Annotated in this window: 11 protein-coding genes and 4 pseudogenes; 6 read left to right on the top strand and 9 right to left on the bottom strand. The window is 38.2% G+C overall.

Annotated features, from left to right (window positions below; genetic code table 11):
- Nucleotides 1–29 precede the first annotated feature (29 nt).
- The 6 genes and pseudogenes from ubiB to BTN50_RS03255 all read right to left on the bottom strand — a co-directional run.
- The gene (ubiB, locus tag BTN50_RS03280; protein ID WP_096619017.1) at nt 30–1,664 is read right to left on the bottom strand and encodes a ubiquinone biosynthesis regulatory protein kinase UbiB; all 1,635 of its coding nucleotides are present in this window, start codon (nt 1,662–1,664) and stop codon (nt 30–32) included.
- Nucleotides 1,661–2,314 carry a ubiquinone biosynthesis accessory factor UbiJ gene (locus BTN50_RS03275; RefSeq protein WP_096619016.1) on the bottom strand — a complete coding sequence of 218 codons (654 nt, stop codon included), beginning with the start codon at nt 2,312–2,314 and terminating at the stop codon, nt 1,661–1,663. Before BTN50_RS03275 ends, ubiB begins: the two co-directional genes overlap by 4 nt.
- 9 nt (nt 2,315–2,323) lie before the next feature.
- On the bottom strand, nt 2,324–3,103 hold the full coding sequence (ubiE, locus tag BTN50_RS03270; protein ID WP_096619015.1) for a bifunctional demethylmenaquinone methyltransferase/2-methoxy-6-polyprenyl-1,4-benzoquinol methylase UbiE: 780 nt from the start codon (nt 3,101–3,103) through the stop codon (nt 2,324–2,326).
- 66 nt (nt 3,104–3,169) lie between these two features.
- Nucleotides 3,170–3,799, bottom strand: coding sequence for a transposase (locus BTN50_RS10965; RefSeq protein WP_235610987.1), 630 nt, complete (start codon nt 3,797–3,799; stop codon nt 3,170–3,172).
- A gap of 482 nt (nt 3,800–4,281) precedes the next feature.
- On the bottom strand, nt 4,282–5,790 hold the full coding sequence (gene rmuC / locus BTN50_RS03260; protein ID WP_096619014.1) for a DNA recombination protein RmuC: 1,509 nt from the start codon (nt 5,788–5,790) through the stop codon (nt 4,282–4,284).
- A 124-nt stretch (nt 5,791–5,914) separates the two neighbouring features.
- Nucleotides 5,915–6,244: pseudogene (locus BTN50_RS03255) on the bottom strand (transposase); the annotation flags it as partial.
- 121 nt (nt 6,245–6,365) lie between these two features.
- Here BTN50_RS03255 and BTN50_RS10020 point away from each other — a divergent pair.
- Nucleotides 6,366–6,518: a hypothetical protein gene (locus BTN50_RS10020; RefSeq protein WP_161492929.1), complete on the top strand. Its 153-nt coding sequence runs from the start codon at nt 6,366–6,368 to the stop codon at nt 6,516–6,518.
- A 270-nt stretch (nt 6,519–6,788) separates the two neighbouring features.
- Here BTN50_RS10020 and cyaY read toward each other — a convergent pair whose 3' ends face one another.
- Nucleotides 6,789–7,100, bottom strand: coding sequence for an iron donor protein CyaY (gene cyaY / locus BTN50_RS03250; protein ID WP_096619012.1), 312 nt, complete (start codon nt 7,098–7,100; stop codon nt 6,789–6,791).
- A 74-nt stretch (nt 7,101–7,174) separates the two neighbouring features.
- Between cyaY and lptM the strand changes: the two genes are divergently transcribed.
- The 4 genes and pseudogenes from lptM (at nt 7,175) to trmB (ending at nt 10,504) form a co-directional block, all read left to right on the top strand.
- A complete protein-coding gene (gene lptM, locus BTN50_RS09365; RefSeq protein WP_118779914.1) occupies nt 7,175–7,312 on the top strand; it encodes an LPS translocon maturation chaperone LptM in 138 nt (45 codons plus the stop codon).
- A gap of 375 nt (nt 7,313–7,687) precedes the next feature.
- Nucleotides 7,688–7,939: a type III PLP-dependent enzyme domain-containing protein gene (locus BTN50_RS03245; protein WP_096619011.1), complete on the top strand. Its 252-nt coding sequence runs from the start codon at nt 7,688–7,690 to the stop codon at nt 7,937–7,939.
- 296 nt (nt 7,940–8,235) lie between these two features.
- Nucleotides 8,236–9,066, top strand: coding sequence for a diaminopimelate epimerase (gene dapF / locus BTN50_RS03240; protein WP_096619010.1), 831 nt, complete (start codon nt 8,236–8,238; stop codon nt 9,064–9,066).
- Between the two features lie 722 nt (nt 9,067–9,788).
- Nucleotides 9,789–10,504, top strand: a pseudogene (trmB, locus tag BTN50_RS03235) (tRNA (guanosine(46)-N7)-methyltransferase TrmB).
- Nucleotides 10,505–10,555: 51 nt separating this feature from the next.
- On the opposite strand, the pseudogene BTN50_RS03230 reads toward trmB, so the two are convergent.
- Nucleotides 10,556–11,407 (bottom strand): annotated as a pseudogene (locus BTN50_RS03230) (IS5 family transposase).
- A gap of 190 nt (nt 11,408–11,597) precedes the next feature.
- Here BTN50_RS03230 and glsB point away from each other — a divergent pair.
- Nucleotides 11,598–12,518 (top strand): glutaminase B, encoded by a 921-nt coding sequence (gene glsB / locus BTN50_RS03225; RefSeq protein ID WP_096619009.1) that lies wholly within the window; start codon nt 11,598–11,600, stop codon nt 12,516–12,518.
- A gap of 44 nt (nt 12,519–12,562) precedes the next feature.
- Here glsB and BTN50_RS03220 read toward each other — a convergent pair.
- A pseudogene (locus BTN50_RS03220) lies at nt 12,563–13,468 on the bottom strand (IS5 family transposase).
- Nucleotides 13,469–13,758: the final 290 nt, after the last annotated feature.

Below are 13,758 nucleotides of genomic sequence, written 5' to 3'. Positions count from 1 at the left end.
TAATTTACCTGACATTAAGAGTAATGCTCTCATTTGTTAAATGTACGCCATGCAAATAACCAACTGCACAATGATGTGACACCTGCAACCTGAGAAAAAATCTCCGCTTGATTATTATACAGTATGGCAGAGGTAATCAGCAGTGTAGCACCCATTCCTAGTAAAAAATATGCGCGGTTATACTGCTTACGTGCGAATATAAATTTTTTATAAATGGCTTCGATACGCTGATTTGCCTGCTGTTTTTGTTTTAGACTGTTGTAAATAAGCTCCGGTAGCTCTGGCAATTTTTCAGTCCAAAATGGTGCTTTTCTCTTAATTGCATTTAATATTGCTTTCTGGCCAAGCTGATGCGCCATCCACTCTTCGAGAAAAGGTTTAGCGGTATCCCATAGATCCAACTGTGGGTAGAGTTGACGGCCCAAGCCTTCAACATAAAGCAATGTTTTTTGGAGTAAAATTAATTGTGGTTGTACTTCCATATTGAATCGACGTGCCGTATTAAACAGGTTTAACAACACATAACCAAATGAAATTTTACATAGCGGTTTCTCAAAAATAGGTTCGCACACAGTCCGAATTGCAAATTCAAATTCATCGACATCTGTCTCATGCGGCACCCAACCAGAGTCAACATGTAATTCAGCTACTTTGCGATAGTCACGGTTGAAAAATGCTAAAAAATTTTTCGCTAAGTAGCGTTTATCTTCTTGGTTCAAAGTGCCCACAATACCGCAGTCTAATCCAATCCATTGTGGATCTTCAGGATGCTCATAAGCAACAAGCACATTTCCAGGATGCATATCTGCATGAAAAAAACTGTCACGAAAGACCTGAGTAAAAAAAATTTTCACACCGCGTTCGGCAAGCAGTTTTAAATTTATACCGTTTTGTCTTAATTTATCAAGATCTGAAACCTGAATCCCATAAATACGCTCGGAAACCATTAAATTGGTACGGCAATAATCACTAAATATTTCTGGTACATATAGTATGTGATCATTTTCAAAGTTACGCCGCAGTTGAATACTGTTCGCTGCTTCGCGCATTAAGTTAAGTTCCCCGATTAGCGTTTTTTCATAGTTATATATGATTTTAATAGGTTTTAGGCGACGCACTTCAGGCAAAAATTTAGCGGCAATACGAGCAATACAATACATTAATTTAATATCAGCTTGAATAACCGGAAAAATATCAGGACGAATAACCTTGAGTACTATTTCGCGACCATTTTCTTTTAATGTTGCGGTATGCACTTGCGCAATAGATGCTGAGGCCAATGGCGTTTCATTAAAATCATCAAACCAAATTTCTAATGGTCCTCCTAGCGCTTGTTCTATTTGTGCTCTTGCTAATTTTCCATCAAATGGGGCAACGTGGTCTTGCAGCATAGCTAGCTGATCAAAAATCGTAGGCGGGAACAAATCATGACGCGTCGACAGCATTTGTCCAAATTTAATCCACACTGGCCCTAATGCTTGCAACGCTAACCTCAATCGCTCACCAAGTACTTTGTCTTCATGACGATTTTTAAGCCAGAACAGCATTTTTCGTATTAAATGAGGCGCACTGGTTAATGGCCGGTTTGATAATAATTCATCAAGTCCATAGTTGAGCTGTACTTTGATAATCTGATAAATGCGTTTAATTTCATTTGGTGTCATGCATCCTCCGTGAAATGAGAGATTGATGCTTGCTGACTATGTCTTTTTAATGACTTTTTAAAAGTTTCAAAGCATGTTTGTAAATGCAACGTATGACTTTGCACTTCATCAACTTGGTTAGCAAAATGTGCCATTTCCAATGCTCCAGGTGCTAAACGCCATTCTTCAGTCACCAGCTCTGACGCATAGTTTTGCTGACGACGGAGCATGTTTTTCAACAAAGCAATACTTTGTTGCACAAAACGTGCTAAAGTATATGCTACTATATCACCAGTATAGTGTGACAACCATTCCGTAACATCAGGATTGAAACTATTAAGCAAACCATAAAAATGATAGGCTATGTCGATATCACCGTCCAATTGCAATTTATCTTGCGTGATAAGTTTAGTCAGATTCGCTTTGTCTTTTAGTTGAGGGATAATTGATACTCTAAGCGCTAATTTACAATCAATCTTGCCGTCAAAGGCTGTCAATACATGAATTTGTTGACTAAAAACGAAGATTAATTGTTTATTAATGTCGGTTAGCATAACACGTAGCACCTTGCCTTTTAAACGCGCTAAATGATTTTGATTGTTGGTATCTGGTCGAATCAAGGTATTGAGGCTGATTTCAACAACGGCGGTTACTAATAGATCAAGTGGCATAGCAGTACCTTAAAATTTATAGCCTCGGTGTAAGGCAACAATGCCACCGGTTAAGTTAAAATATTTGGTTTGTTCAAATCCTGCATCTTCCATCATATCCTTTAAAGTCTCTTGGTCAGGGTGCATGCGTATAGACTCCGCTAAGTAGCGATAACTTTCACTATTATTTGCAATGATTTTACCTATCTTCGGCAGCACATGAAAAGAATACGCGTCATAAATTTTAGAAAGGGGTGCAATAACAGGTTTAGAAAATTCTAACACCAACAGACGGCCACCCAGCTTTAACACGCGATACATAGAACGCAGTGCACTGTTTTGATCGGTAACATTGCGAAGGCCAAATCCTATAGTTATGCAATCAAAACAATCATCAGGGAACGGCAATTCTTCTGCGTTGGCTTGAACGTAAGTGACGTTACCAACGATACCGAGATTGCGTAGTTTATCGCGTCCTACGTTTAGCATTGAGTTATTAATGTCAGCTAGAATGACTTGTCCTGTACCGCCCACGATACGTGAAAATTTTGCAGTTAGATCGCCAGTCCCACCGGCTAAGTCTAATACATGTTGACCCGGTCGAGCACCACTACAATTAATCGTGAAACGTTTCCAAATTCGGTGCATACCCATTGACATAATATCATTCATCAAGTCATACTTTGCGGATACATTATGAAAAACATCAGCAACTTTGTTGATTTTGTCTTCTTGAGCCACCGTTTGAAAGCCAAAGTGAGTGGTATTTTTATTTTTGTCTTGCGTCACACCTTGTGTCGTATCTATCATTGTAAACTCCTGAAAAATTTTTGGCGTAATATAAGAGGTGCCTATAATTTTATTGTATATACTGGATCATCTTAAAGATACAAGCTTGAATACCTGATACTTATCATGGATTTTGGGTGTTAAAAAGCCTGTTATCTCTGGAAATATTTTAGTAAAAATTTGCTCTATAATTTTTTTAAAATAATATTTACTTTTGGAATAAATATTGTTTCTTGACTGTTTGTTCATCACCCGCAATAGCCGTTCAATCAGGTTGAGCTTTGGGTTATAAGGAGGAAAGTAGTGAAGCTCAATGTTCCGAGTAAATGCTGCATTTTGTATGATAGAATTATAGTGATATCCTGTTCCATTTAGAATAATATGGTGTGGATGAGCTGATGGATTATATTCTCTTAGTGCGTCGAAAGAAAGGTCACTGTTTATTATTTCATATTCGTTGATTACAATACCAACAATATCACGAAGATCTAGGGCGTCAATAAAATTAAAATGACTACGGCTCTCTGTCGTGTCGAGGACTTTATTTTGTCCTGTGTGTATTAAGCCTTGTGTTATTTTGTCGTCTGTATTGAATGAATGGCATCTGTGAATATCATGGATGCATCTTTGATACAAGCGGCTTTCAATGCATCGCAGTACGAGAATCCCTTTCGGTATCTTATAATTGAGCGCATTATGGCTAAGCCAATTGCTCATTCACACTACCGTATATTTCACCCCCCCAAATTAGCCATCAACATAAGTAATAATTTGATAGGTATGGCAGTGAATGAATTTATTGAGATATCTAATAAGGATCATTTTGTTACCTGTAAAAGAGTAGCGGGTTGAATTACCATTATCAGGTTTCAACTTCGTAGATTTTTCGCAATCTTTGAAGTGAGATAGGACTATTCTTTCATGGGTACGTAGAGCTTGATATATCATGACAGTATTCTAACTTTTGGTTCTAAGAAGTACCACATTTATATGTGTCAGATACTCGACTATCACGCGTTTTATCCTGCTGGATTTTTAATCTTTATTTTTGACTATTGGTTAAAGAAGTTTGCATAGTTTATTGCATGATCTTAAAATATATCAAGCACATTAAATGCTTATAAGTATAGTATATTGTATACTCACAACAGTGAAAAGTAGCTAATGCGGATGATAGCAGATCACGTTTAATTTTGTGATTATGGCATGGCGGATGTATTATCAATCTCTTCTGAAGCATTCCTGTTCAATATCGTCGGATTGATCTCTCGTTTTGTTTCAACTCCTAATGATCTAAAACCTTCAGCCTGACGTAATATATTACCGCGGCCTGTAGAAAGCTTGTTTAATGCTCCTTGGTAGCTATTAGAAGCTTTATCTAATGCACTGCCCAACATTTCCATGTCTACAACAAATAATCGAATTTTATTATAGAGTTTCGCAGCTTTATCTGCGATTAAGTGAGCATTTTTATTTTGGTGCTCATATCGCCAAAGGTTGTTAATGGTACGTAGCGCCACTAGTAAAGTCGTTGGACTAACTAACATTATGTTATGATCGAGCGCTTCACGGATCAACGAAGGTTCTGCTACAATCATAATTTGAAATGCTGGCTCAACGGGTATAAACATTAACACATAGTCTAGACTATGAATACCATGTAAGTGATGATAATCTTTCCGACCAAGCTCACGAATGTGTCCACGAATTGATGCCACATGCTCACGCAACGCACTGTCTTTGTCCATAGATGTTTCTGCATGATAATAGCGCTCATAAGCCACCAGCGCCATTTTTGCATCAATCACGACATCTTTCCCGTGTGGTAAATGCACTATAACGTCGGGCTGATAGCGCTTACCTTGTTCGTTTTCAAGACTGACCTGCGCTTGGTATTCGTGCCCTTCGCGTAGCCCTGATTCTTTCAATACGCGTGCTAGTATGATCTCCCCCCAGTTGCCTTGTTGCTTGTTGTCGCCTTTCAGAGCTTGAGTTAGGTTCACTGCTTCTCGAGTCATGTCTTTGTTCAATTTTTGCAAACTTTCAATTTCATGGATTAGCGTATGACGTTCTTTGGCCTGCTCACCAAAACTATCCGATACTTGCTTATGAAAGCCTTCTATCTGGCTTTTTAATGGCCCTAAGAGGGAGTTTAAACTTTGACGGTTTTGTTCATCAACAGTTTTGGTTTTATGATCAAAAACTTTGTTAGCAAGACTTTCAAATTGCACGTGAAGCCGCTCTTCCGCACCTTCTAATATACGAATTTTCGCATCAGCAGCTTCTAATTGTGCTTGAGTTCGTGTTTGTTGCTCACGAAGTGATAGCTCTAAAGCCGATTTATGGTTACGAAGTGTTTCTACGATAATGACCAAACGTTCTTTTTCAAGGCGTAACACTTCCATCTGACACAGCTTTTCTGCGGTAGCGGAAAGTTTTCCATATTGATTACGAAGTTCATTGTTCAGTCGATCATGCTCTAAGTTCATACCATCTAGCTCATATTTCAGAGTACGAGTTTTTAATTGTAAATGTTCAATAACAGCCTGACTCACCTTGCTATCTGCATCACTTTTCTGAGTCATGAAATCATGCAAATTTTTTTGAGCCATGCGGTGAAATAACATGCCAAGTAATATAATTATACTTGCTCCTGCCCCTGCTGCTATCCAGAGTATTCCGTCTGAAAGTAGGCTTTCAATCTGCATATTAATAACCTTTTGATTCCACTTTATTACTCGTAATGAAGGCTAATAAGATACTGAATAAATGTCCAGCTTTTATAATGTCTACATATTTATATCTTTCACTATATATAACATAAGCCTTTTATTCTCCTTCACCGTAGACTTTGAGCCCCGCAAAATCAATGGCTAAGTGCTCGGTGGTTCCTTTATTCTTCATTTTGAGCGTAACGTGAACCTTTTTGGTTTGCTTATCAATGCATGAACAACAAGGGCACAACAACGGGAGTTGAGCACGTTTGCAAACAAAACTAAGGAATCCTTGTAGACTTCTCAATGGCATTGGAAATACGCATTTAACCATGAAAGTCGTCATAATGGTTAAGTCGTTACATAAACGAGGTCTTCCATGATTACTCTGCTTAGTTTTATTTCACAGCTGGATAACTTCTTCATCAATCCAAAATGTTAGTGAGCTTAGTTGTTTAGAATATTGATTGAAAATTTAGTTCCTGATTTAGGACATAAAGCTCGTTACCATAAACGTTTCCTAGCAGAGACAACAATGATTTGAGTCAAAAAAATTACTGAGAGGGGTATTGAGCTTAAGGAAGCATATAACTCAGATTAGTGAACCCTACACCATGATAAAAGCGTTATATAAGCTGACAAGACTAGATGTGCCTACACGAAAGCGATCGTCTAATAGTAAATCATCAAGTTTGCATATACTTACAAAGCTTATCAGTTAAGTATAAAAAGCGTATTAGTAAACTTACTATGCGCAATACCGATATTAATATGATTGTTGTGTTTTAAAAATCTCGAATTACGCTGTGTAACTATGTTCCTTTTTGATGTGGAGAACTTGATGCTTATTTACGTTACTTGATTTAGGAGATAAAGCCGATAAAATACTAAAAATTAACGAAAATGCATGACAAAGTCATGGGTACATTCATTGCAGTAAATATTATTTTTAAGCTGCAATAAATTTATTGAATACATGATTTGATGGTGTCTTACCAGCTCACTTCTTTGTCAGCATGCTTACTGCACTCTTGTTTCACAATGTCCATGAACTCAGTACCAGTCTTGCTGCATAGCCACTTATTGTTGGTATAAGTAAAGTGAAAACCACCAAATTTTGATGCTAACCAAATTTCAGAGATTGCTTCCTGACGATTGATAATGATTTGGCTGCGGTCTTTAAAATCAATACTTAATACATTTTCGGATATTTCATAATCGATATCTGCACCGCTCTCGTCGATACCTGCTTCAATGGTTATCCATTGAGCATCAACTAGTTCGTGATATTGACTTGCATTCATTCCATTCCGCCCTATTGCTTTTCAGTGTATTGATGAGATTATAGGTGACATTATCTTTAGGAGCACTAACATAAATGATGCGAACTACCCTGAAATTCTTTGTGTTGGCAGTTATCACGCTATTGTCAGCCTGTGGCCAACAAGGCCCACTTTACTATCCAGAATACACACCTGCGCAGAATAGCATGCCTACAAATCTGAATAACATGTAGGATACAAGACTTCAGAATATCAGTCAGACATAACTCAATTTAGACAGGGAAGGATAATGTTGGACTGTTTTAAATATGAAAAGGAGGATCAGTTGTGGGCAAATAGTAATCTAAGTGTGTTGAATGTACTCATTCATTTAGGCTCTAGCTTTTGCATTGCGTTGCTTGGTACACTTCCACTGGTTTAAAAGGCAATAAATTTAGCATTGCGTTTAGTTATGCTTGTGCTGTGTATATCTAAGCAAATAGTCTACCAAATTTTAACGTGCGTAGCATTGATTACCAAACTAGGTCTCAGTTAACCGATCTTGCTCCCTTCATTGAGTCAACGGATCGTTTGTTAGCCTTATTTTATCAATTAGAAGAAGTGGTATAATGATTGCGCATCTTAATATGGATAGTAGTCTTGGTATTGTCTATCGTGATGAAAAACCGTCAGAACCGTCTAGTTATACAAAATGTTGCTCGAACTACCAAGGAATTGAATTGCTATTTGAATCACGTTGTACGATTACCGGTATCTTGCCTACGCATATTGAGTTTTTTAAATATCATGAAGAAAATTTAGTAATTATTAATGTAACAATGAATAATTTACTCCGCCTTGCACTTTACCAAGTTTGGTAAGACATAATATTTTTTATATTTCGCTCGGATGATACTAAGACCTATGACTAGATTCGTCTTATCAGTGAAACGAGTGATTATCTAAAAAAAACAGAATGTTAAATATTCAACTGGATGCTTTATTAGCAGTACTTTCATTCGGGACGTATGGATTTGTGATGTCTTCGAACTACAACACCAGTAGTGGAGCAGCGGGAGTGATAATAAATCATTACACTGCCTATGGTGCGCGTAAGCATGAATCACTTGAGTCATAATAGTAATTAAAGCCAGTCTTGCTTAGATAAAGGATTAGGATGCAGATACAATTTTCAAAAATGCATGGTCTCGGCAACGATTTTATGGTCGTTGATTGCGTGACCCAAAATGTGTATTTTTCGCCAGAACTGATTCGCCGTCTATCGGACAGGAGCACCGGTATTGGTTTCGACCAATTGTTGATTATAGAGCCTCCGTATGATCCCGTGAGTGATTTTCACTATCGAATTTTCAATGCTGACAGCAGTGAAGTAGAACAGTGTGGCAATGGTGCCTGCTGTTTTGCTCGCTTTGTTAAAATGAAAGGTTTAACCAATAAGCATCAAATCAATGTCAGTACGAAATCTGGCAAAATGGTACTAAAAATTAATAAAAATGATGCAGTGACGGCGAATATGAGTGAACCAATCTGGGTGCCGATAAAAATTCCATTCCGTGCACACACGGAAGAAAAAGCCTACATCTTACGTGTCAACGATAAAATTTTATTGGTTGGTGCGGTTAGCATGGGTAACCCACATTGTGTAACAGTTGTTGATGATGTTAATACTGCTGACGTGGAAACCATTGGCCCACTGGTTGAATCACACCAGCGGTTTCCTGAGCGGGTGAACGCTGGTTTCATGCAGGTCGTGTCGCGTAACAAAATTCGATTGCGCGTCTATGAGCGTGGAGCAGGTGAAACTCAGGCATGTGGAAGTGGCGCGTGTGCAGCCGTGGCAATCGGTATTATCCAAGGGCTTCTGGATGAATCCGTAAATGTGTTTCTGCCTGGAGGTGCGCTTCACATACGTTGGTGTGGTGCTGGTCATCCACTTTTTATGTCGGGTCCAGCTTCTCATGTATATGATGGCCAAATAACAATATGAAGACGTTTTTCTAAATTCGAAGTGCTATTAGCATAAGGATTTATTAGTGACATAGTGGTTAGCTGTTTGAAAGATAGATAATAGTTCTTCCTCCGCCACCAGAAGTTATTGGTGCAATTGTGTGTTCCGCATGCTGAACGTGGTGCCGTGTCTTTGGCAACAAGCCAGTTTAGCTGGTTATGCTAGTGTATAGTGGACCTAGTTTTGTTTCTTAATTCGCGTTCAGATAGCAAACCCCAATATGATTCGTTATTAAACAATCATTTTTGTTTTAGGCGTACCTAGTGCGATTAGTTTATGTAACGTATGTATCATGGCGCAAGTCTCACTAATCTGACAGAGTTAGGCATGCCTACAAAGAATGCAATAGCCTAATAGTTAATTATATTGGCATCTACTACCTGAATTGGAATTAAGAAACAAAGCTCATGGCGACCATAATTTTACATACGGCACAGGATAAGTCCATAACATCAATAATTGGTGTTAAAAACTCGCCATTATAACTTATTATTTTCTATGTAATTTTGTGTAGATTGCAAGCGTAAGTGTATAGCAACCAAATTCTGTCTATAAATACAGAATTTCATCAAGATCAGCTGTGGGATTATTTCAGGGAAGATACAAATCGTCATGTGTTTAGGTTTACACAGAGGCGTAATCTTTGGGTGATGTGTGATCCGCTTAATTTTTATGCATTACAGTGTTGCAGGCATAACAGCATGACTGAAGTCACCAAAATCGAATTAATCAAAGGCGTCAAAATTATTCATAAAATCAGAAGCTTTGTACGTCAAAAAGGTCGTCTAACCAAAGGCCAAGAACGTGCACTGAATGACTGTTGGCCAATAATGGGCATTAATTTTGAAGAAAAACAATTAAATTGGACTCAAATCTTTGAAAATAATAATTCGGTTATTGTTGAAATTGGTTTTGGGATGGGTGCATAGCTTGTTGACATGACAAAGAATACGCCTGAAAAAAAATTTCATCGGCATTGAAGTGTATAGTCTAGGCTGGGGCCTGTTTGATGGCCACACGTGATGCTAATGTAATCAATTTGCGTATAATGTGTCACGATGCGGTTGAAGTGTTCGAAAGAATTCTGCCAGTGACAAATTTGCAAGCGATACAATTGTTCTTCCCTGATCCATGGCAAAAAACACGTCATCACAAGCGTCGTATTGTACAGTCAGCATTTGTTCAGGTGCTGCGTGGTAAGCTTAAAATTGGTGGCATCTTTCACATGGTTACCGATTGGAAAAACTGTGCTGAACATATGGTCGGAGTGGTGAATGTAGCGTATGGTGATAAAAATGCAGTAACTAGTGGTACATATATTCCTCGTCCAGAAGATCGTCCATTGACTAAATTTGAAGCACATGGATACCGTTTGGGGCACGGAGTATGGGATATAAAATACGTTCGTATAGAATAAATTTTATTTCGTAATTCGAGTTCAGATAGCAAATCTTAATATGATTAACTATTAGACGATCATTTTGGTCTTAGGCATATTGAATCCTGTTAGCTTACGTAATACTTTAATTATTACGATGGCTTCGCTCACTTTAGTATTGTAATCCCTTAATCCCAATGTTGCTCCTATCAGTTTTGTAGCCCCAAACATTACTGTTTCTGATAGGGAACGTTTATGGCAACTATATCTTGTTTTTTTATGTTTATTTGGACTATATAATTGTTGGTGACTAACCGCTACATTACGCGGATAACTTTATTCCCCGAAAGTTATTTCTCTTCTTCGTAGGATGAGTGGAATAGCTCGTTTCATACGAATGGTTACGTTACGCTGCTTGGTGTCATAAGCATTATTGGCTGACATTTTTATTGATTGTTCGGTGGGTCTGTTTGAGCAAGTTAGGTAACACGTCACCATCAGCCACATTGAATGCGCTTAATTCAGCAGTAATGGTTTTATGTAAATTTATCTCTGCTGTTAAATATAACTTGACCACACTCGACGTTTACTGCCAGTACCATGCTTTTTTATTTACCCTTATCCTTCATCGTAGACTGTGGGTCCTGTAGAATCAATGATTAAGTGCGGTTCCTTGATGCTTATTCTTGAACGTGACATAAACCCTTGTGGCTCGCTTGCCAATGCATAAATAGTGATGCTATGACAACAGCAGTGGAACTAGTTTAAAAAACAGAATTAACGATTCCTTACAGACCTCATAATGGAATTGAAATAGGTCTTTGAACATTAGAGCCGTCATAGTGGCTAAGTCGCTAAATAAATATGGTTGCCTTGCTTAGCTTGATTCCATAGCTGAATAGCTTTTTTATCAATCTAAAATATGAGTGAGCTACGATCAATTAAAACTTGATTATACTACTGTCAGTTGGTTGTTTTGTAGCTAAACTTGTTCGTAGACCTGAATACTTAAGTTATCCTAGCTGTTTAGAGCATAGATGGAAGATTTAGTTCCTTTAGCAACATAGTAAATGTGTTACAGGAAACAATCTAAAGTCAATTTTATGTTAATTTTTCTCCGTTGGAGAGCAGGATGAAACTAAGCCCAGAAATTTTGAACAACATTTTAGATGAAGTCCGTCTGTTAATAGGGCAAGGTCGTGTTGCCAATTATATTCCAGCACTTAAGAATGTGCCGGCAGATAAATTGGGTATAGCAGTGTGTTACAATGACGGAGAAATTATCACGGCAGGCGATGCGTCTGAGGCATTTTCTGTTCAATCTATTTCCAAAGTGCTAAGTTTGACACTAGCATTACAAAATTACCAACCCATTGAAATTTGGCAGCGGGTTGGCAAAGAACCATCCGGTCAAGCCTTTAACTCAATGATTCAATTAGAAATGGAATATGGGATCCCTCGTAATCCGTTTATTAATCCTGGTGCGCTGGTGGTGTGTGATATGCTACATAGCCGATTGTCTGCTCCACGTCAGCGCATGCTTGAATTTGTTCGTATGCTGTCTGGCAACTCTCATCTTTGGTATGACAAAACTGTAGCAACGTCAGAAATGGATCATGGCGATCGCAATGCATCTATCGCATATCTTATGCGTGCATTTGGTAACTTCAATAATGCTGTAATGCCTGTTTTATCTAATTATTTTCATTACTGCGCACTCCGTATGAACTGTATAGATCTAGCGAAAACATTTAATTATCTGGCAAATAAAGGACTTTCTTTAGGTGCAGGCAAAACAATCCTTAGCCAAACGCAGAGTAAGCAAGTGAATGCGTTACTTGCAACATGTGGGTTGTACGATGGTGCAGGAGAATTTGCATACCGAGTTGGGATGCCGGGTAAGTCTGGAGTAGGTGGTGGAATCATAGCAATTGTGCCTGGTGAAATGTCCATTTGTGTTTGGTCGCCTGAATTGGATTCTTCTGGTAACTCTCTTGCAGGGACAGCAGCATTAGAACTATTAGCCAAACGTGTCGGACGTTCAATATTTTAGAGCATGTTGGAACTTTGTTCCTGGGTTAGGTAAGGCTTTGTTTCTTAATCCGAGTTGAGATAGTCAATTGCAACAAAATTAACCATTGGATGCTCATTTTCCTTTGAGGCATCTCCTAGCCCCTTCAGCTTATTTAATACTTTTATTATGGTGTAGGTTTCACCAATCTGGGCATGGTAATCTCTTAGGCTCAATGTTCCTCCTAGTAGTTTTTTGACTTGAAACACTGGCGTCTCTGATAAGGAACATTTATGGCAACAATGCCTCATTTTTAATGCTAATTGGAACAGTATAACTTATGGTAATTGACCGCTAAATCACACGAATAACCTCGTTCTCAACTAGTTGTTCTTTTTTTGTGGAATGAGTGGAACCGTTTATTTAATAGGGACGGTTTCGGAACATTGTCTGGTATCGTAAGCACCATTGGCTAATATTTCATTGATTCTGAGGCGAGTCTGTTTGAGCAAGTTAGGTAGCACTTCACCGTTAGTCACATTTGATGCACTTAACTTAGCAACAATACTTCCATGTATATTTACATCTACCGTTAAATACAACTTGCGTCAGACTAGCCATTTTCCATCAGTGCTATGTTTTTTTACTTTTCATTTGTCTTCACCATAGACTTTGAGTCCTTTAAAATTAATGGATAAGTGCTGAATATTCCCTTGATTCTTCGTCTTGAACGTGATGTTAACCGTTTTGGCTCATTTTTTAATGCATGAATAGTAAGGGTATGACAATGGTAGGTGAGCAAGTTTGCAAACAGAATTGATTAACTCTTACAGGCCTCTCAATGGCATTGAAAATACGTATTTAATCATGAGGGCTGCCGTCATGGCTAAGTTGTTAAATAAAGGAGGTCTTCCATGATTATCCTGCTTAGTTTGATTTCATAGTTAAATGGCTATTTCATCAATCCAGAATGTTAGTGAGCCACGATTGATTAAAGCTTGATTATACTGCTTTCAGTTAGTTGTCTTGTAGCGAAGCTTGTGCATAGGCGAGAATATTGAAGTTAGCCTAGCTGTTGAGAGTCTTGATTGCAAATTGAGTCACATGATTTAAGCAATAAATCCGGTTACCATAAATCTTCTTTAGTGGAGACAGCAATGGTTTGAGTTAAAAAGCTACTGGTAAAGACATTGAGCCTCAGGGAGCACACCACTCAGATTAGCGAACCCTACGCCAGGATCAAAGCGTTAAGTAAGCTGACCGGTTTAGGTATGTTTAACAC

The organism is Candidatus Enterovibrio altilux, assembly GCF_002381345.1.
Lineage (GTDB): Bacteria > Pseudomonadota > Gammaproteobacteria > Enterobacterales > Vibrionaceae > Enterovibrio > Enterovibrio altilux.
The sequence above is the reverse complement of the archived record's forward strand: the minus strand, read 5'-3'. Positions and strand labels throughout refer to the sequence as shown.

Coding starts and splice junctions, on each gene's coding strand:
- dapF (WP_096619010.1), top strand. CDS start 8,236: ATGCAGATACAATTTTCAAAAATGCATGGTCTCGGCAACGATTTTATG.
- ubiB (WP_096619017.1), bottom strand. CDS start 1,664: ATGACACCAAATGAAATTAAACGCATTTATCAGATTATCAAAGTACAG.
- BTN50_RS03275 (WP_096619016.1), bottom strand. CDS start 2,314: ATGCCACTTGATCTATTAGTAACCGCCGTTGTTGAAATCAGCCTCAAT.
- cyaY (WP_096619012.1), bottom strand. CDS start 7,100: ATGAATGCAAGTCAATATCACGAACTAGTTGATGCTCAATGGATAACC.
- glsB (WP_096619009.1), top strand. CDS start 11,598: ATGAAACTAAGCCCAGAAATTTTGAACAACATTTTAGATGAAGTCCGT.
- BTN50_RS03245 (WP_096619011.1), top strand. CDS start 7,688: ATGATTGCGCATCTTAATATGGATAGTAGTCTTGGTATTGTCTATCGT.
- BTN50_RS10965 (WP_235610987.1), bottom strand. CDS start 3,799: ATGAGCAATTGGCTTAGCCATAATGCGCTCAATTATAAGATACCGAAA.
- ubiE (WP_096619015.1), bottom strand. CDS start 3,103: ATGATAGATACGACACAAGGTGTGACGCAAGACAAAAATAAAAATACC.
- lptM (WP_118779914.1), top strand. CDS start 7,175: ATGATGCGAACTACCCTGAAATTCTTTGTGTTGGCAGTTATCACGCTA.
- rmuC (WP_096619014.1), bottom strand. CDS start 5,790: ATGCAGATTGAAAGCCTACTTTCAGACGGAATACTCTGGATAGCAGCA.